Genomic DNA, 17,596 nt, shown 5'->3' with positions numbered 1-17,596 from the left:
CTGGGCGCTCGCCGACGAGATCCGGGATCGGCTCAACGAAGCCGGCATCGACGTGACCGACACCGCCGACGGCCCGCAGTGGTCGCTGCGGGCGGGCCAAGACAGGTAGGCGGCAAATAGATGGCCGGCAACTCACGGCGCCGGGGCGCGGTGCGCAAATCCGGGACCAAGAAGGGCCCGACCGTCGGTTCGGGGGGTCAGCGCCGTCGTGCGCTCGAAGGACGCGGTCCCACCCCACCGGCGCACATGCGGCCGAACCATCCCGCCGCCAAACGCGCCCAGCAGCAGGCCCAGCCGCGGCGTCCGGTCAAGCGGACCGACGAAGCGGAAACGGTGCTCGGCCGCAACCCGGTGCTCGAGTGCTTGCGCGCGGGCGTACCGGCGACCGTCCTTTACGTCGCGCTCGGCGTCGAAGCCGACGAGCGGCTCACCGAATCCGTCTCACGGGCCGCTGATTCGGGCATCGCGATCCTCGAGGTGCCGCGATCGGACCTGGATCGCATGACCGCCAACCACCTGCACCAGGGCATCGCCTTGCAGGTGCCGCCCTACGATTACACACATCCCGACGACCTGCTCGCGGCCGCTCTCAACGCGCCGCCGGCGCTGCTGGTCGCACTGGACAACATCTCCGACCCCCGCAACCTGGGCGCCATCGTCCGTTCGGTGGCGGCGTTCGGCGGCCACGGCGTGCTGATCCCCCAGCGGCGCTCCGCGTCGGTGACGGCGGTGGCCTGGCGTACCAGCGCCGGTGCGGCGGCTCGGCTCCCGGTGGCTCGGGCCACCAACCTCACCAGGACGCTCAAGGATTGGGCTCATAATGGCCTGCGCGTGGTCGGCCTGGACGCCGACGGTGCCATCGCGCTCGACGACCTGGACGGGACCGATCCGCTGGTGGTGGTCGTCGGCTCGGAAGGCAAGGGGTTGTCGCGGCTGGTGCGGCAGAACTGCGACGAGGTGGTGTCGATCCCGATGGCGGGGGACACCGAGTCGCTGAACGCCTCGGTGGCCGCCGGGGTGGTGCTCGCCGACATCGCGCGTCAGCGCAGACATTAATTTCCTTGGCCGAGCAGACACGAAAGTCCCCGACACGCCGATTGTTTCGGGCCGTTGACGTCTGCTGGCGGGTTTTGGGTGCGCTGCTGGCGGCCATGGTGTTCCTGGCGCCGCCGGCCCACGCGCAACCGCCCGGCATCGATCTGCAGGCCCATCGCGGCGGGCGCGGCGAGACCACCGAGGAATCGCTGCGGGGGTTCGCCAAAGCGATCGAACTCGGCGTCACCACCATCGAATTCGACGTGGAACTCACCGAGGACGGCCAGCCGGTGGTGTGGCACGACCCGACGATCGAGCCCGAGAAATGCTCCGACACCGCGCCCGCGTTCCCCGGTGATCCCGAATATCCCTACGTCGGCACGCTGGTGCACGACCTGTCGCTGGCGCAGATACACACCCTGGACTGCGGCAAGCGGATGCCCGATTTCCCGGACGCAGAAGTTCTGCGGGGCAACAAAATAGCGGTCCTGCCGGAGGTCTTCGCGCTCGCGGATTCCTATCGGGCCGATATCCGCTACAACATCGAAACCAAGGTGGAGGCCGACAAGCCCGCGGAGTCCGCCGGCCCGCAACAGTTCGTCGACGTGATCCTGGCCGCGGTCAGGGCGGCGGGCAAGGTCGACCGCGTGGAGATCCAGAGCTTCGACTGGCGGACCCTGCCACTGGTGCGCCGAGCCGAACCGTCGATCCCGCTGGTGGCATTGTGGGACAGCGATACATGGAAACCGGATTCGCCCTGGCCCAACGGCGTCAACCCGGCCGTCGTCGGCGACCCGATCATCGGAGCCAGAATTGCCGGCGCGGACATCACCGCGCCTGACTACGCGCTGGTCGACAAGGCCTTCGTCGACCGCGCTCACGCATTCGGTCTCAAAGTCATTCCCTGGACCGTCAACGACGCCGACGCCATGCGCCGGCAGATCGGCTATGGCATCGACGGACTCATCACCGATTATCCGACAAGGGCGCGCAGCATCCTGGCCGGGCTCGGGATGCCCTTGCCCCTCGCTTACCGTCGCCAGAGCTGGTCAGTGCCTCGCGGCGGCTAAATCGATCACTTCGCGATGCTGGAGGCCAGCCTCGCCCTGGCCACCATCGTCCGGGGCGCCGAAATCGAATCGCTGGACTCCGACTTCCCGCTGGACGCGACGCGCCCTTCACGGTGGTCGCCGCCGGGCCCGTCCGGGCCCGGGTGCTGGCCTAGAAACCCACCAGCCGCGCGCTCGCCCACAGCGCGAGGACGGCCGCCACCAGGGACGCGGGCACGGTGCACAGCCCGAGGCGGGTGTACTCCCCGGCGCCGAATTCGACATCGTGGCGGCGCAGCACGCTGCGCCACAACAGGTTCGACAGCGAACCCACGTAGGTGAGGTTCGGGCCGATGTTGACCCCGAGCAGCACCGCCAGCACGGCGACCGGCCCGGCGGGCGCGACCAGCGGCAACAACACCAGCGTGGCCGGCAGGTTGTTGACGATGTTGGCCAGCACCGCGGCCACCGCGGCGATGGCCAGCAGCGCCGGCAGGCCCGAGCCGGACGGCAGCACCGTCGCCATGGCGGTGTCCACGCCGCTGAGCATGACCGCGCGAACGACCACGCCGAGCGCCAGCACGAACACCAGGAACGACACACTTGCCGAGCCCACGATCTCGACCACCGAGGTGTGCCCGCGGCTGAGGCTGCGCACCGCGAGCACCGAAGCGCCGGCGACCGCCACCCAGGCTGGGGCCACTCCCACGTATTGCCCGAGCGCGAACCCGGCCAGTGTCAGCCCGACCACCACCAACACGAAAACCGGTGGCCGCGGCGCGGGTTCCCGCTCCGCGGGATGGGGCATGATGCGAAGGTCTGCGGCGAAGAACCAGCGGAAGGCCACGTACACCACGGCGATGGTGACCAGCCAGGGCAGCGCCATCACGAACGTGAATCTGGTGAACGAGATGTTGGCCACGTGAAAGGCGAGCAGATTTGTCAGGTTCGACACCGGAAGCAGCAGCGACGCGGCATTTGCCAGCGAAGCGGTGGCGTAGGCATAGGGGCGCACCGGCGTGCGCAGCAGGCGGACGCCGGCCAGTACCACCGGCGTCAGCAGCACCACGGTGGCGTCCAGGCTCAACACGGCGGTGACGGTCGCGGCGACGACGAACACCTGGCGCAGCAGCCCGTGCGAGCCGGCGCCCACCCGCGCGATCGCCGCACCTGCGGCCCGGAAGAGCCCCTCGTCGTCGCAGAGTTTGGCCAGCACCAGCACCGCTCCCAGGAAAGCCACCACGCCGGACAGGTCGGCGACCTGCGCCGTCGCCTGATGAACCGAGATCGCGCCGGACGCCACCAGGATCACGGCCGCCGGAACCGCCGCAAGGGCCTCCGGCAGTCCCATCGGGCGCGCCACGGCAAACCCGAGAACAACAGCAAGCAACAACAGCGCCAGGGCCAGTATCACGGTTCGATCCGCCTCACGCCCAGGGGTTCTCGCGCCGCCATACCGTGGGCAGGTGCAGTTCGACGCCGTCGGCTGTGGCCAGCTCGTCGAGAACGCGGAGGGACACGTCCACGTCGTCGCCCGCATAGGGCAGGGCCCGCAGCGGCTTGGACAGGGGACGGAAGAAGTCGTCCCAGTGGACAAGGATCGCCCGGCGCGCGCCCACCGCTTGCACGGTCTGCGCCCAGTAATCGGCCAGGTAGGACCTCGGCTGCAGGCCGAGTTGTCCGACGCTGAGATACACCGTGTCGGCGCGGTAGCCGGCCAGGGCGCCCTCGAGGTAGCCGGCGCTGCCCTGGATCAGCAGCCGCCGCTCGGTCGGCAGGTGGTGCACCAGCACCGACCACGCCTCACCGCAGCGATAGGCCGACGCCCGCACCGGCGGTGTCAGCGGCGCCCCGATCACACCGGGGAAGCGGTCGGGCGGGCAGTGCCGCGACTGGACCAGGGTGACCTCGAAGGCGCCCAACCGCATCGGTTCGCCGCCGACCGCGACGATCAGCCGGTTTTCGGGCAGGCCGTATCCCCGCCCGACGTTGGCCGCCGACCGGCCCCCGACCAGCTGCGCGCCGGTGCGGTCGGCGACCAGGGCGGAGTCCAGGACGTGGTCGACGTGGGTGTGGACCGCGATCACCGCCGCGAGCCGGGACACCTTGGCCCGGGCGAGGCAGCCGTCCACGCGCGCCGGTGACGGGGCCACCCTGCCGGCGGCGACCCGCGCCAGGCCGGGCCGCGAGAAATAGCCGTCGGTCATCAGCGCGGACGACCCGTCGTCGACCAGTAGCGTCGACACGCCCAGCCATGTCACCGAGAGCCCGGATCCGGCGGCGGGCAGGTCGAACCGGTCCGCATACCGCGCGATATCGGGCCGGCCGAATCGCAGCCGCATCAGCAGAACGCCCTGATGTCGGCGCCGGCCGTCACCAGCCGGTCCCGCACTGCGGTCGCGATCTGCACCGCACCGGGCGAATCCCCGTGCACGCAAACCGATTCCACCTCGACGGCGATACGGGCGCCGTCGACCGCGGTGACCTGCCCCGAGGTCACCATGCTCGCCACGCGCTCGGCGATCGCCGCCGGGTCGTCGAGTACCGCACCCCGTTCCCGGCGGGGGACCAGGCTACCGTCCGGATGGTAGGCGCGGTCGGCGAACCCCTCGGCGACCGTGCGCAGGCCCAGGCGTGCCGCCTCGTCGAAAAACGCCGAACCCGCCATGCCCAGCACCGGCAGCCCGGCGTCCACCAGGTGTACCGCCGCGGCGACGGCGGCGGCCTGCTCACGGTTGGCGACGATCGTGTTGTACAGCGCGCCATGGGGTTTGACGTAGGACACCGTCGAACCGCACGCCTGGGCGATCGCCTGCAACGCGCCGATCTGGTAGACCACATCGGCGAGCAGTTCCTCGGCGTCGACGTCGATGAAGCGCCTGCCGAACCCGGCGAGGTCGCGGTAGCTCACCTGGGCACCGATGCGCACCCCGCGCTCGGCGGCCGACCGGCACACCTGCAACAGGCCGGCGGGATCGCCTGCATGGAAACCACACGCCACGTTGGCGCTGGTGACGATCTCGAGCATCGCCTCGTCATCGCCGAGACGCCAGACACCGAAGCCCTCGCCGAGGTCGGCGTTCAGGTCGATTCCGGGCACCTGCCCAGCTTAGGGAAGCGGCGCAGTCGGTCGTCGCCCGAGGAGGCGGCACAGCAGGTAGATCACGAACGAGATGGTGGCGACGAAGACCGAGACCGGGACGCCCGGTGCCAGCGACAGCACGATGCCCCCGACGGCGGAGACCTCGGCGAATACCACCGAGACCGCGATCGCGGCGGCCGGCGAGGCGACCACCCGGGCGGCCGCGGCCGCCGGTGTGATGAGCAGCGCCATCACCAGCAGCGCCCCGACGATCTGGACCGCCTGGGCGGCCACCACGCCGACCAGTGCGGCGAACACCACGCCCAGGGCGCGGACCGGGACACCGCGGGCGGCCGCCACCTCCGGATCGACGGTGGCGAACAACAGCGGGCGGTAGCACGCCGCCAGCACGAGGGCGACGAGCAGGCACACCAGTGCCAGCATGGCCAGGCCGGTGTAGCCGACGCCGACGATCTGGCCGGTCAGCAGCGCGAAACTGGTGCCGGTCCGTCCCGGGTAGAGGTAGATGAACAGCACCGCCAGCCCCATCCCGAACGCCAGCACCACCCCGATCACCGAATCGCGTTCCCGGGCGCGCTGGCCGAGGAAGCCGAACAGTGCGGCGGCCAAAGCGCTGCCGGCCAGCGCGCCCATGCCCACCTGGGCGCCGACCAGCAGCGCGAACGCGGCGCCGGTCAGCGACAATTCACTGGATCCGTGCACGGCGAACGACATCTGGCGCATGACGATGAACGGGCCGATCAAGCCGGCCACCAGCCCCAGCAGGGCGGCCGCCAGCAGCGCCCGCTGGACGAAGTCGTGACTGAGCAGGTGGGCGGTGACATCGAAGGAGAACAGGTGGCCCAGCATGTCGGTGAGGCGGTGGTTCATCGTCGGTGCCCGTCGCCGGGCGCGGGCTCGCCGATCACCACGTAACCGCCTTTGGCTTTCACGACCTCGATGTCGGCGCGGTACAGCGCCGAGAGTGTCTCGGTGGTCATCACCTGCTCGACGGTGCCGATCCCGAAGCGGCCGTCGACCAGGTACAACACCCGATCCACGTACGGCAGGATCGGATTGACCTCGTGGGTGACGACGATGACGGTGGTTGCGGCGTCCCGGCGGCAACGGTCGATCAGTGCCGCCACCAGCTTGGCGTTGGCCGGGTCCAGAGTCAGCAGCGGTTCGTCGCACAACAGCAGTGTCGGGTCGCTGACCAGGGCCTGCGCGATCCGCAGCCGCTGCAGTTCGCCGCCGGACAGCACGCCGACCCGAACGTCGGCCAGATGTTCGCCGTTGACCTGGCGCAGCGCGCGCTGGACCGCCGCCCGGCGACGGGCCCGCTCGGCGGACCGTAGTGGCGCCGGCCCCCAGCAACGCCCGTCCACGCCGAGCCGGACCAGGTCGCGCCCGCGCAGCATCACGTCGCTGTCGATCGGACGATGTTGCGGCACATATCCGATCCTGTCGCTGCCTGCGGTGACGGGCCGCCCGTCCACCAGCACCGCGCCGCCACTGAGCGGCAGCTGTCCGAGCAGAACCTTGAGCAACGACGTCTTTCCGCTGCCGTTGGGGCCCAGCACCGCGATGAACTCACCCGCGTGCACCGACAGGTCCAGGTGGTCCCACAGCGTCCGGTCGCCGAATGCCAGCCGGGCACCGGTCAGCCGGACCGTGGGCGTGGGGTGGTGGACGGCCGGGGCCGCTCGCCGGTTCACGGCGACGTCGACCGGTTGGTGCGCAGGGCGGCGAGCAACTGGTTGACCGTGTTGCGTTGCCAGGTCAGGTAGTCGGTGTGGTCTGGGAGGGTCTCGGTCACCTCGGTCACCGGGATGCCTGCGCGCTGTGCGGCGTGTTGCAGGCTGCTGATCGCAGGAGTCGATGTCTGCGGGTTGACCAGCAACGCCGCGACCTGGCGGTGCCCGATCAGGTCGAGGACGAACGCCATATCGGCCGGCGTGGGGTCGGTTTCGGTTTCGTTGGCCGCGGTGAACGCGGCCGGAGCACGATCCACCAGGCCCGTGGCGATCAGCAGGTAGTGCACCACCGGTTCGGTCGCGATCACCGCGGTGCCGGGATACGTGCTGGCGATGGCGTGTTCGGCGATGGCGATGGCGTCGGCCGCACGGCAGAATTCGGCGGCGTTGGCACGGTAGTCGGCGGCATTGCCCGGGTCGGTGGCCGCCAGCCGGTCGGCGACCGACGCGGCGACCGACTTGGCGACCTCCAAGTCGTAGAAGACGTGCTCGTCGGGCGGCTGCCGACCGGGGGCGGCGGATGCTGCGAACGAGTAGGCGTCGATCGCCGTGATGCGCGGATGTCCGGCCAGCGCCTGGTTGACCCAAGGGTCATAACCGCCGCCGTTGTACACGACCACGGCGGCGTCGGCGATCGCCGCGGCATCCGAGGGGCTCAACCGGTATGTGTGGGGATCGGTGTCGGCGCCACTGAGGATGGAGACGACGGCGACATGGCGGCCCGCGACCGCCTGCGCGACGCTGCCCCACACGTCGGTGGACGCGACCACCATGTTCGCTTGCGGATGTGACGGATGCGCGCACCCGGCGAGCGTGGTCGCGCCCGCGAGGGCAATCGACACGACCGACCGCCAGCGACGCCGCACGTCGACTCCTGCTCTGTGTGTCCCGTCGGCGCTCGCGCGTCTCCCAGGCTTCCGTCGCGGTCCGACCGGCCGCCTGGCAATACTAATGAAAATCGTTTCCACTACAAAGTGGGGGTGTACGCCGCCACGTAGGCGCCGCCGGCGATTCGCTGTAGCCTCACCGAACGTGAGCCCCACCCCGCGCCGGCGCGCGACCCTGGCCTCGGTGGCGGACGAACTCAAGGTCTCGCGCACCACGGTCTCCAACGCCTTCAACCGGCCGGATCAACTTTCCGCAGACCTGCGTGAACGGGTGCTGGACGCGGCGAAGCGGCTGGGCTACCCGGGACCTGACCCGGTCGCGCGATCGTTGCGCACGCGCAAAGCCGGTGCCGTCGGCCTGGTGATGGCCGAACCGCTGACGTATTTCTTCGGCGACCCGGCGGCGCGCGACCTGGTCGCCGGCGTCGCGCAATCCTGCGAGGAGTCGGGGCAGGGGCTGCTACTGGTGGCCGTCGGCCCGACTCGCAGCCCGCAGGAGGGTATCGCCGCGGTGCTTGCCGCCGGGGTGGACGGTTTCGTGGTGTATTCGGTCTCCGACGACGACCCCACCCTGCAGGTGGTGCTGCAGCGCCGCCTGCCCGTGGTGGTGGTGGATCAGCCCAAGGGCCTATGCGGGGCGTCCCGGGTGGGCATCGACGACCGGTCGGCGATGCGCGAGCTCGCCGGGTACGTGGTGGGGCTGGGGCACCGCGAGATCGGGTTGCTGACCATGCGGCTGAGCCGCGAACGCCGGCAGGGCCTGGTGGACGCCGACCGGTTGCGTTCGCCGGCCTTCGACGTGCAGCGCGAACGCATCCTCGGCGTATGGGAGGCGATGACCGACGCAGATCTCGATCCTGAGTCGCTGACCGTGGTGGAAAGCTACGAGCACCTGCCCGAGTCGGGCGGCGACGCCGCCCGGGTGGCGCTCAAGGCCAATCCGCGGATCACCGCGCTGATGTGCACCGCGGATGTGCTGGCTCTGTCGGCCATGGATTACCTGCGGGCGCAAGGCATCTACGTGCCCGGCCAGATCAGTGTCACCGGGTTCGACGGGGTACCCGAGGCGATCAGCCGGGGGTTGACCACGGTGCTGCAGCCGAGCCTGCGCAAGGGCCGGCGCGCCGGCGAACTGCTGCTGCGGCCGCCGCGGTCGGGGCTGCCGGTCGTCGAACTGCTGGACACCGAGCTGGCCCGGGGACGGACCGCCGGACCGCCCGGCTAGGACTTCTGTTCGGTGTCGCCGATCAGCAGTCGCACCGCCAGGTCGAGCCGCTTGCTGACGTCGGTCGCCGAGGCGCGCCGGGTGAGCCACGCCAACAGGTTCGACAGCCAGACGTCGGAGATGACGCGGGCGATGTGGTACTGGTCCTCGGTGGGTTCGCCGTCGGCCATTGCGCGCGCGAACATGGAGTCGATGAGCTTCTCGACCTGGTCGACCTCGCTGCTGGCGGACGCGTCGGCGAAGACGTAGGCGCGGGTCATGGCCTCGGTGAGCAGCGGGTTTCGCTGCATCGCTCGATTGAGCTTGCCGATCATGAAGTTCAGCCGCTGGAACGGAGTGGCCCCGGTGACTGCGGAGCGGTCGGTCTTGGCGTCGATCCGGCTGAATTCCCGGCCCAGCGCCGACACCAGCAGATGCACCTTCGACGGGAAGTATCGGTACAGCGTCCCCACCGCGACGTCGGCGCGGTCCGCCACCGCGCGCATCTGGACCGCCTCGTAGCCGCCCTTGGATGCGATCGCCATGGTGGCGTCGAGAATGCGCTTGCGGCGTTCCCGCTGCGCCTCCGAACCGAGTTCGGACTCGGCCAGGACCGCCACGTTCACGACCTCGCGCGGCTGCGAGTCGGAGACGCGGTCCGAGTTCGTGTCGGCTGGCATCTGAGGGATTTCTCCTTTTGTGGGCGGCCCGCTTGCAAACGATACGCACGCTGAGTGTGAATTTCCCACCTCCATACCGCCGGGACGGTCAGATGTACTGCTGTGACGCAGTTTTACTTGACGGTCGATCGCTGGCACTATTAGAACACGTTCTAGTCCGGTCGCGACCGGATTCTTCAGGCCGAAACACGACACGGAGGGCTCACCCGTGGCACCGACCGTCACCGACGAGAAGTTCGCGGCGCGCGCGCTGGTGCGCGACTGGGTCCGCAACGCCGGGTCGGGTGCGGGCAGCACCGCGGCCATCCGTGCTGTCGAGCAGGGTAGCGCCGACGCCTGGCGGCCGGTGTTCGCGGGTCTCGCCGACCTGGGCATCTTCGGCGTGGCCGTCGCCGAGGAATACGGGGGAGCGGGCGGGTGCATCGAAGACCTGTGCGCGATGGTCGAGGAAGCGGCCAAGGCTCTGGTGCCCGGGCCGGTCGCGACCACCGCGCTGGCCACGCTGGTCGTCACGGACCCCGACATGCTTGCCGCGCTGACGTGCGGTGAACGTTTCGCGGGGCTGGCGCTGCACGGCGACGTGCGGTTTGACGGCGGACGCGTGTCGGGCACGCTGCCCTGGGCGCTCGGCGCCGCGCCGGGCGGTGTGCTGCTGCTCCCGGCAGGGGACAGGTGGCTGCTGATCGACACCGGCGGTGGCGGCGTGCGGCTCGAGCCGTTGCGGGCCACCGACTTCTCCCGGCCGCTGGCCAGGGTCGAGCTGACGTCGGTGCCGTTCACCGTGCTCGAGGTGCCGCAGGGGCGCGTCCGCGAACTGACCGCGACGGTCCTGGCCTCCGAGCTGGCCGGTGTGACCCGCTGGTCGCTGGACACCGCGGTCGCCTACGCCAAGGTGCGCGAGCAATTCGGCAAGCCGATCGGCAGCTTCCAGGCCGTCAAGCACCTGTGCGCGGAGATGCTGTGCCGCGCCGAGCAGGCCCAGGTGGCCGCCGCCGACGCCGCGTGCGCCGCCGCGGACCCCGATCAGGCTCAGTTCTCGATCGCGGCAGCCGTCGCGGCGAGCGCGGGCATCGCCGCCGCCACGGCGAACGTCAGGGACTGCATCCAGGTGCTGGGGGGCATAGGCTGCACCTGGGAACACGACGCGCACCTGTATCTGCGCCGGGCCCACAGCACCGGGCGCTTCCTGGGCGGCGCCGAAAACTGGCTGCGCCGCATCACCGAACTGACCCAGGGCGGGGTGCGCCGCCGCCTGGGGATCGACCTCACCGACGTCGAGGGTCTGCGACCGCAGATCGCCGCGGCCGTCGCCGAGGTTGCCGCACTGCCCTCCGACCGGCGTCAGGTGGCGTTGGCGGAGGCGGGCTTACAGGCACCGCACTGGCCGGCGCCCTACGGGCGCGGCGCGGCCCCGGCCGAACAACTGCTGATCGACCAGGAGATGGCGGCGGCCGGCGTCGTCCGACCAGACCTGGTGATCGGGTGGTGGGCGGCGCCGACGATCCTCGAGCACGGCACGCCCGGGCAGATCGAACGCTTCGTGCCGGCCACCACCCGCGGCGACGTCCTCTGGTGCCAACTGTTCTCCGAGCCGGGTGCAGGATCGGACCTGGCTTCGCTGCGCACCAAGGCGGTGCGGACCGATGGCGGCTGGCTGCTGACCGGGCAGAAGGTGTGGACGTCGGCGGCGCACAAGGCGCACTGGGGCGTGTGCCTGGCGCGTACCGATCCGGACGCCCCGAAACACAAGGGCATCACCTACTTCCTGGTGGACATGAAATCGCCGGGTATCGAGATCCGGCCGCTGCGCGAGATCACCGGCGACTCGCTGTTCAACGAGGTTTTCCTGGACGACGTGTTCGTGCCCGACGAGTTCGTGGTCGGCGCCGTCAACGACGGTTGGCGGCTGGCCCGGACCACGCTGGCCAACGAGCGAGTCGCCATGGCCGCCGGGACCGCACTGGGCAATCCGATGGAAGAGCTCCTCGAGGTGCTGGCCGAGCTCGATCTCGACGCGGCGCAGCAGGACCGGCTGGCGCGTCTCCTCGTCCTCGCCCAGACGGGTTCGCTGCTGGACCAGCGAATCGCCCAGCTCGCCGTGGGTGGACAGGACCCCGGGGCCCAGTCCAGCGTGCGCAAGCTGATCGGGGTGCGCTATCGGCAGGCGCTGGCCGACTACATGATGGACGTCAGCGAGGGCGGCGGACTGGTCCACAACCAGGCGGTGTTCGACTTTCTCAACACCCGCTGCCTGACCATCGCCGGCGGGACCGAGCAGATCCTGCTCACCGTCGCCGCCGAGCGGCTTCTGGGCCTGCCGCGCTAGCGTCGCGATCCCGTCGCACTCAGGAGAAGGTCGTCTGCGCGCAGGTGCTGGGCGAGGTGATGTTGACTCCGGGGTAGACGACCTGCACGTGGGTGCAGACGATGACGTGGACGTCGGTCCTGGGTTGGCCGGTCGACCAGTCGGTGGAGTCGATGCGACCGGTCGTCTGGTACTTGTCCGGCGGCCCCTCACCGAAATAGACGTCGGTGATCTCGTCGGTGCCCATCGCTTTCATGACCCGCTCGTTCGGGCCGTTGGCGTGGGCGTCGAGGTAGGCCATCCGGTTCGGGGACCGGATCTCGGTGGTCTGGCGGGCCCACAGGCCGGGCGGGAAGCCGGTGACGCCGTCGGGCGTGAGCACGTCGGCACCGGCGGTGAAGTCGCAGTGCCCGTCGGACTTGACGCAGTTGAGGAACGTGTGGGTCTCGAGCTGGTCGGGGCCGTCCAGGGGGAACACGGTGGTGGCGGTGTTGCTCGCCGCGTTGGCGAACGGGGCGAACGTGAGCGCGGCTCCGACGACCGCGGATCCCGCCGCCACCGCCATAACCAGCACAACCAGCACCACCAGCCGCTTCATGTGTGTCCTTCCCGGGTTGCTGATTCCAGGGTCAATGTAGCTCTGCGGCTATTCGTCGTAGGTGACTTCCACCGAATCGGATCCCGGGCGGGACTGGCAGGCCAGGATGAGTCCCTCGTCGAGATCCTGCTGCTCGAGGACGTCGTTGACCTCCATGTCGACCTTGCCGGCGCGCAGGGTGCAGGCGCACGCCCCGCAGTGGCCCTCCCGGCAGGAGAACGGCGCGTCCAGTCCCGCGGCGAGCAACACGTCGAGCAGTTTGGCGTTGCGCGGCCACGACACGGTGTGTGTTCGGCCGTCGAGTTCGACCACGGCGGTGGCCGGCGGCCCGCCGCCGTCGGGGCCCTCACCGGTGTCGAGCGTGACCGCGGCGAACGGGTCGGAGTCCAGCGATCTGAACACCTCGATGTGGATCTGCCGCGCGGGCACGTGCAGCGCGTCGAGGGCCGCACGAGCCGCGTCCATGAACGGGCCCGGTCCGCAGATGAACGTGGGCCGGTCGGTGAAGGGGGCGGCAATCTTGGCCAGCGCAGGCGCGCCGGGCATCCCCTGCAGCGTTTCGAGCCAGTGCACCACCGTGAGCCGGTCGGGATACTTGCCGGCCAGCTCGCGTAGCGCCTGGGCGAAGATCACCGAACGGTCGTCGCGGTTGGCGTAGACCAGCGCGACCTGCCCGCTGCCCTCGGCGAGGGCCGACTTGCAGATGGACATGATCGGCGTGATGCCGCTGCCGGCGGCCAGCAGCAGGAAGTCGTCGTCAAGTGTCCTGGGAACGAAATTGCCCGACGGCGCCAGGACATGAATCCGCATGCCTGTGTGGGCGTGGTCGCACAGCCAGTTGGATGCATATCCGTCTGCGGTCCGTTTGACGGTGACCACCAGCGCGTCGTCGGTGAACGGCGAGCTGCACAACGAGTAGCAGCGGGCCACGGAGCCGGTGCGGTCACTGGGGACGCGCAGCGTCAGGAACTGGCCGGGCGCATAGCTCAGCCGCTCCGGCGGGATGCTCGAGCCCTCCGGCGTCGTGAACACCAGTGACCGCGCATCGCCGGTCTCCTCGACGACCTCGGCGACCTGCAGCTCGAGGACATGGTCACCGAGTGGCTCGTCGAGATTGGTCTCGGGCACGGCGCCTCCTCCCTCTCGTCGCAACTAGAACATGTTACAGAAAAGTCGATTCGTATCGCTACCAGCCGCAGGAATACCCTGCTCGACACGAATCGGAACGTGTTCTAATCTCTGGTGTAGGTCCACTGCGTAAGTTTGGCTCAGGAGGCACCCCAAGTGACGTCCATTCAACAGCGTGATGCGCAGTCGGTTGTGGCCGGCATCGACGATCTGCTCCCGCGGATTCGGGAGCGTGCGCAGGCGACGGAGGACTTGCGGCGACTGCCCGCCGAGACCGTGCAGGAGCTTCAGGACGTCGGTTTCTTCAGCCTGTTGCAGCCCGGGCAGTGGGGCGGGTTGCAGTGCGACCCCGCGATGTTCTACGAGGCGGTCCGCCGGTTGGCGAGCGCGTGCGGTTCCACCGGTTGGGTGGCATCGATCATCGGCGTGCACAACTGGCATCTCGCGTTGTTCGACCAGCAGGCCCAGGAAGACGTGTGGGGTGAGGACCCCGGCGTACGGGTCTCGTCGTCCTACGCCCCGATGGGCGCCGGTGTGGTGGCCGACGGCGGATATCTGGTCAACGGCTCGTGGAATTGGTCCTCGGGCTGTGACCATGCGACGTGGGCCTTTGTGGGCGGCCCGGTGATCAAGGACGGCCGGCCGGTGGACTTCGGCAGCTTTTTGATCCCGATCAGCGACTACCACATCGATGACGTGTGGCATGTCGTCGGGTTGCGCGGCACCGGCAGCAACACTGTCGTGGTCAAGGACGCCTTCGTCCCGCGGCACCGGTTTTTGTCCTACCGTGCGATGAACGACGGCACGGCGGGCGGATACCGGTCCAACACCGCCGCGGTATACAAGATGCCTTGGGGCACAATGCATCCCACCACAATTTCGGCGCCTATCGTGGGCATGGCCTACGGCGCCTACGACGCGCACGTGGAGCACCAGGGCAAGCGGGTGCGTGCGGCGTTCGCCGGGGAGAAGGCCAAGGACGACCCGTTCGCGAAAGTCCGCATCGCCGAGGCGGCCAGCGACATCGATGCCGCCTGGCGCCAGCTGATCGGCAATGTCGGCGACGAGTACGCGCTGTTGGCAGCGGGCAGGGAGATCCCGTTCGAGCTGCGCGCCCGCGCCCGTCGCGACCAGGTCCGCGCCACCGGCCGTTCGATCGCCTCCATCGACCGGCTGTTCGAGGCTTCCGGTGCGACGGCACTGGCCAATGACGCTCCGATCCAACGGTTCTGGCGCGACGCGCACGCCGGCCGCGTGCACGCCGCCAACGACCCCGAGCGGGCGTACGTGATCTTCGGCAACAACGAGTTCGGCTTACCTCCCGGCGATACCATGGTCTAGCTCATGACCGACACGGGAGAAGTTCGACGCGTTCAACAAGCCGGCCGCTGATTTCCTGGGAGGCGTGTGATGAGCATCCGGTCGCTGGGCTATCTGCGCATCGGGGCGACCGACATGGCGTCCTGGCGCGAGTACGGCCTCAAAATCCTCGGCATGGTCGAGGGCAGTGGTGCGGGAGAGGGGGCGCTGTATCTGCGCATGGACGATTTTCCCGCTCGGCTGGTGATCGTGCCCGCCGATCAGGACCGGCTGCTGGAGTCCGGGTGGGAGTGCGCCAACGCCGAGGGCCTGCAGGCGATCCGCAATCGCCTCGATATGGAGGGGGTGCCCTACAAGGAAGCCACCGTTGCCGAGCTGGCGGACCGCCGGGTGGCCGAGATGATCCGGTTTTCCGACCCGTCCGGCAACTGCCTGGAGGTGTTCCACGGCGTTGCTTGCGAGCATCGCCGCGTGGTCAGCCCGTACGGCCACCGGTTCGTCACCGGGGAGCAGGGGCTGGGGCATGTGGTGTTGTCCACCCGCGACGACGCCGAGGCCTTGCACTTCTACCGCGACGTGCTCGGGTTCACCTTGCGCGACTCGATGCGGATGCCGCCCCAGCTGGTGGGCCGGCCCGCCGACGGAGCGCCCGCCTGGCTGCGCTTCTTCGGCTGCAACTCGCGCCACCACAGCCTGGCCTTCCTGCCATTGCCGACGCCGAGTGGCATCGTGCACCTGATGATGGAGGTGGAGAACGCCGACGATGTGGGCCTGTGCCTGGACCGGGCCCTGCGCCGCAAGGCGCCCATGTCGGCAACTCTGGGCCGCCACGTCAACGATCTCATGCTGTCTTTCTACATGAAGACTCCCGGTGGATTCGACGTCGAGTTCGGTTGTGAAGGAAGGCAAGTCGACGAACGTGACTGGGTCGCCCGGGAAAGCACCGCGGTGAGCCTGTGGGGTCACGACTTCACGGTCGGGATGAGCGGCTGACCCGGGGCTGATTGTGTCGGACTTCATCGATCCACGCGCCTTCCGGCAGGTGCTGGGCCAGTTCTGCACCGGGATCACCATCATCACCACGGTGCACGACGAGGCGCCGGTCGGCTTCGCCTGTCAGTCCTTCGCGGCGCTCTCACTGGATCCGCCGCTGGTGCTGTTCTGCCCGACCAGGGTGTCGCGATCCTTCCAGGCCATCGAGGCCAGTGGCCGCTTCTGCGTCAACGTGCTGACCGAGAAGCAAAAGCACGTCTCCGCCCGATTCGGTTCCAAAGAGCCGGACAAGTTCGCCGGGATCGGTTGGCAGCCTTCAGAACTCGGCTCGCCGATCATCGAGGGGTCGTTGGCCTACATCGACTGCACGGTGGCATCCGTTCACGACGGCGGCGATCACTTCGTGGTGTTCGGTGCCGTCCGATCGCTGTCGGAGGAACCCAAGATCACGCCGCGGCCGCTGCTGTTCTACCGCGGCGAGTACACCGGAATCGAGCCCGACAAGACGACTCCGGCCCAATGGCGCGACGACCTGGAAGCCTTTCTCACCACCACTACCGAGGACACGTGGCTGTGACCCGATTCCTCGACAGGCGTCGACTGTCAGACCAGGCGATTGCCGCAGGACCATGTAGGCGAAGCGACGTCGATCAGGGCTAGTGCCCAGGCGCCGGTGCCGGCTCGGGCGCCGAAGACGGTGCACCGGGCACCGGCGGAGTGAGTGGATCCGGCTCCGCCGGGCGACTACCCGTCTTCGGGCCGATATCGGACACCTGCCAGCCGTCGGCGACTTTGTTGATCGTGACCTGCAGCAGGGTCAGTGACTCCCGCGGCTTCGGACTCTGCATGTCGCGCGTGGTCTGCGCCGCTGCCACCACCACGTGGGAAACCTGCCCAGGCTGGGCGACGCGAAGGTGCAACGCCTGGAACCCGCCGAGGTGCCCACCGAGCCGCCGGCTGATGGCGAGGTCATCGGTCCAGATCGCTCCGCACCGGCGACTCGGCGGACCCGCGCGGCGTTTCACCGCTGGTGAAACCTTGGCCGTTCGGGACCCTGGCCCGTCTTTCGTTCCGGCACGCACCCAGGCCGCACTGCGGCGATGGCACGAATCCACGGCCGGGGCAGCCCGGTGATCTGCCGGGGTCCCTCAGGAACCGGAGCGCTGACCCGTGCCGCGTGCCTGGCGTCCCCGGTGTCTCGTCGGTGTGGTGTTGTGTTTGTCTGATATTGCTGCAGTGAAATAATTTTCACCGTTTTCAGCCCTGTGGTGGTGAGACTGGCCTGCTGACTGTGGCCGCTGCGTTGCCGGGGTCGTGACTCCGGGCGCGCCACCGGGACACGGCGTGTGAGCCCGCTCCGGCAGCGATCAGCGTCATCCCCACGGCCAGCAGCAACCATGGGCTCAGTCCGTTGACCCAATCCGCCAGCCGGCTCTGCACGGTGCCGACGGCCCGCACCATGGGGTCGCCGGCGTCGGCATCGGTGTAGTAGAGCCGGATTTCGTAATAGCCGTAGTAGGCCACGTACAGACCGGTGAGCAGCACGACGACCCCGGCG

At 69.2% G+C, this 17,596-nt stretch carries 18 protein-coding genes and 2 pseudogenes; 9 read left to right on the top strand and 11 right to left on the bottom strand.

From position 1 onward, the window contains the following. The 4 genes and pseudogenes from ACOJVU_RS18250 to ACOJVU_RS18235 form a co-directional block, all read left to right on the top strand. Positions 1–109: hypothetical protein (locus ACOJVU_RS18250; protein ID WP_421531062.1), on the top strand; the 109-nt coding region annotated here is incomplete at its 5' end. An 11-nt stretch (positions 110–120) separates the two neighbouring features. Then, complete coding sequence (gene rlmB, locus ACOJVU_RS18245; RefSeq protein WP_421531058.1) at positions 121–1,056, top strand: 23S rRNA (guanosine(2251)-2'-O)-methyltransferase RlmB; 936 nt, start codon at positions 121–123, stop codon at positions 1,054–1,056. A 95-nt stretch (positions 1,057–1,151) separates the two neighbouring features. Continuing rightward, positions 1,152–2,105 carry a glycerophosphodiester phosphodiesterase gene (locus tag ACOJVU_RS18240; RefSeq protein WP_421531061.1) on the top strand — a complete coding sequence of 318 codons (954 nt, stop codon included), beginning with the start codon at positions 1,152–1,154 and terminating at the stop codon, positions 2,103–2,105. Between the two features lie 3 nt (positions 2,106–2,108). Further along, a pseudogene (locus tag ACOJVU_RS18235) lies at positions 2,109–2,260 on the top strand (cytochrome P450); the annotation flags it as partial. Here the strand turns inward: ACOJVU_RS18235 and ACOJVU_RS18230 are convergent. The 6 genes from ACOJVU_RS18230 to ACOJVU_RS18205 are packed head-to-tail and all read right to left on the bottom strand — an operon-like array spanning position 2,257 to position 7,789. After that, the gene (locus tag ACOJVU_RS18230; protein ID WP_421531057.1) at positions 2,257–3,498 is read right to left on the bottom strand and encodes an SLC13 family permease; all 1,242 of its coding nucleotides are present in this window, start codon (positions 3,496–3,498) and stop codon (positions 2,257–2,259) included. The pseudogene ACOJVU_RS18235 and the gene ACOJVU_RS18230 overlap by 4 nt on opposite strands. A gap of 13 nt (positions 3,499–3,511) precedes the next feature. Further along, positions 3,512–4,426 carry an MBL fold metallo-hydrolase gene (locus ACOJVU_RS18225; RefSeq protein ID WP_421531056.1) on the bottom strand — a complete coding sequence of 305 codons (915 nt, stop codon included), beginning with the start codon at positions 4,424–4,426 and terminating at the stop codon, positions 3,512–3,514. Next, complete coding sequence (locus tag ACOJVU_RS18220; RefSeq protein WP_421531055.1) at positions 4,426–5,184, bottom strand: LamB/YcsF family protein; 759 nt, start codon at positions 5,182–5,184, stop codon at positions 4,426–4,428. The genes ACOJVU_RS18225 and ACOJVU_RS18220 overlap by 1 nt, the downstream gene beginning before the upstream one ends. Before the next feature lie 9 nt (positions 5,185–5,193). Beyond that, positions 5,194–6,057, bottom strand: coding sequence for a metal ABC transporter permease (locus tag ACOJVU_RS18215; protein ID WP_421531054.1), 864 nt, complete (start codon positions 6,055–6,057; stop codon positions 5,194–5,196). Then, on the bottom strand, positions 6,054–6,884 hold the full coding sequence (locus tag ACOJVU_RS18210) for a metal ABC transporter ATP-binding protein (RefSeq protein ID WP_421531053.1): 831 nt from the start codon (positions 6,882–6,884) through the stop codon (positions 6,054–6,056). Before ACOJVU_RS18210 ends, ACOJVU_RS18215 begins: the two co-directional genes overlap by 4 nt. Further along, positions 6,881–7,789 carry a metal ABC transporter solute-binding protein, Zn/Mn family gene (locus ACOJVU_RS18205; RefSeq protein ID WP_421531052.1) on the bottom strand — a complete coding sequence of 303 codons (909 nt, stop codon included), beginning with the start codon at positions 7,787–7,789 and terminating at the stop codon, positions 6,881–6,883. Before ACOJVU_RS18205 ends, ACOJVU_RS18210 begins: the two co-directional genes overlap by 4 nt. Before the next feature lie 166 nt (positions 7,790–7,955). On the opposite strand from ACOJVU_RS18205, the gene ACOJVU_RS18200 reads away from it, so the two are divergent. Beyond that, positions 7,956–9,035, top strand: coding sequence for a LacI family DNA-binding transcriptional regulator (locus tag ACOJVU_RS18200; RefSeq protein WP_421531051.1), 1,080 nt, complete (start codon positions 7,956–7,958; stop codon positions 9,033–9,035). Here the strand turns inward: ACOJVU_RS18200 and kstR are convergent. Next, the gene (gene kstR / locus ACOJVU_RS18195; RefSeq protein ID WP_421531060.1) at positions 9,032–9,634 is read right to left on the bottom strand and encodes a cholesterol catabolism transcriptional regulator KstR; all 603 of its coding nucleotides are present in this window, start codon (positions 9,632–9,634) and stop codon (positions 9,032–9,034) included. The two genes, ACOJVU_RS18200 and kstR, sit on opposite strands and share 4 nt — an antisense overlap. A 268-nt stretch (positions 9,635–9,902) precedes the next feature. On the opposite strand from kstR, the gene ACOJVU_RS18190 reads away from it, so the two are divergent. Then, a complete protein-coding gene (locus ACOJVU_RS18190) occupies positions 9,903–12,020 on the top strand; it encodes an acyl-CoA dehydrogenase family protein (protein WP_421531050.1) in 2,118 nt (705 codons plus the stop codon). A gap of 19 nt (positions 12,021–12,039) precedes the next feature. Here ACOJVU_RS18190 and ACOJVU_RS18185 read toward each other — a convergent pair whose 3' ends face one another. Further along, entirely contained in the window at positions 12,040–12,564 is a 525-nt protein-coding gene (locus tag ACOJVU_RS18185; protein ID WP_421531059.1) for a hypothetical protein, read from the bottom strand. 81 nt (positions 12,565–12,645) lie between these two features. Next, on the bottom strand, positions 12,646–13,725 hold the full coding sequence (locus ACOJVU_RS18180) for a 2Fe-2S iron-sulfur cluster-binding protein (RefSeq protein WP_421531049.1): 1,080 nt from the start codon (positions 13,723–13,725) through the stop codon (positions 12,646–12,648). A gap of 156 nt (positions 13,726–13,881) precedes the next feature. Between ACOJVU_RS18180 and hsaA the strand changes: the two genes are divergently transcribed. From hsaA to hsaB, 3 genes are all read left to right on the top strand, one after another. After that, the gene (gene hsaA / locus ACOJVU_RS18175; protein ID WP_421531048.1) at positions 13,882–15,066 is read left to right on the top strand and encodes a 3-hydroxy-9,10-secoandrosta-1,3,5(10)-triene-9,17-dione monooxygenase oxygenase subunit; all 1,185 of its coding nucleotides are present in this window, start codon (positions 13,882–13,884) and stop codon (positions 15,064–15,066) included. A gap of 69 nt (positions 15,067–15,135) precedes the next feature. Continuing rightward, on the top strand, positions 15,136–16,038 hold the full coding sequence (gene hsaC / locus ACOJVU_RS18170; protein WP_421531047.1) for an iron-dependent extradiol dioxygenase HsaC: 903 nt from the start codon (positions 15,136–15,138) through the stop codon (positions 16,036–16,038). Positions 16,039–16,051: 13 nt separating this feature from the next. Continuing rightward, positions 16,052–16,615 (top strand): 3-hydroxy-9,10-secoandrosta-1,3,5(10)-triene-9,17-dione monooxygenase reductase subunit, encoded by a 564-nt coding sequence (gene hsaB / locus ACOJVU_RS18165; protein WP_421531046.1) that lies wholly within the window; start codon positions 16,052–16,054, stop codon positions 16,613–16,615. A gap of 79 nt (positions 16,616–16,694) precedes the next feature. Here the strand turns inward: hsaB and ACOJVU_RS18160 are convergent, their stop codons facing one another. After that, positions 16,695–17,063, bottom strand: a complete 369-nt coding sequence (locus ACOJVU_RS18160; protein ID WP_421531045.1) for a hypothetical protein — start codon at positions 17,061–17,063, stop codon at positions 16,695–16,697. Between the two features lie 232 nt (positions 17,064–17,295). Beyond that, positions 17,296–17,596: pseudogene (locus ACOJVU_RS18155) on the bottom strand (hypothetical protein); the annotation flags it as partial.

Source organism: Mycobacterium sp. THU-M104 (assembly GCF_049197365.1).
Taxonomy (GTDB): Bacteria; Actinomycetota; Actinomycetes; order Mycobacteriales; family Mycobacteriaceae; genus Mycobacterium.
The sequence above is the reverse complement of the archived record's forward strand: the minus strand, read 5'-3'. Positions and strand labels throughout refer to the sequence as shown.

What these genes read in the sequence shown, in the direction of transcription:
- rlmB (WP_421531058.1), top strand. Translation starts at nt 121, where the DNA reads ATGGCCGGCAACTCACGGCGCCGGGGCGCGGTGCGCAAATCCGGGACC.
- ACOJVU_RS18240 (WP_421531061.1), top strand. Translation starts at nt 1,152, where the DNA reads ATGGTGTTCCTGGCGCCGCCGGCCCACGCGCAACCGCCCGGCATCGAT.
- ACOJVU_RS18225 (WP_421531056.1), bottom strand. Translation starts at nt 4,426, where the DNA reads ATGCGGCTGCGATTCGGCCGGCCCGATATCGCGCGGTATGCGGACCGG.
- ACOJVU_RS18215 (WP_421531054.1), bottom strand. Translation starts at nt 6,057, where the DNA reads ATGAACCACCGCCTCACCGACATGCTGGGCCACCTGTTCTCCTTCGAT.
- ACOJVU_RS18185 (WP_421531059.1), bottom strand. Translation starts at nt 12,564, where the DNA reads ATGGCGGTGGCGGCGGGATCCGCGGTCGTCGGAGCCGCGCTCACGTTC.
- hsaC (WP_421531047.1), top strand. Translation starts at nt 15,136, where the DNA reads ATGAGCATCCGGTCGCTGGGCTATCTGCGCATCGGGGCGACCGACATG.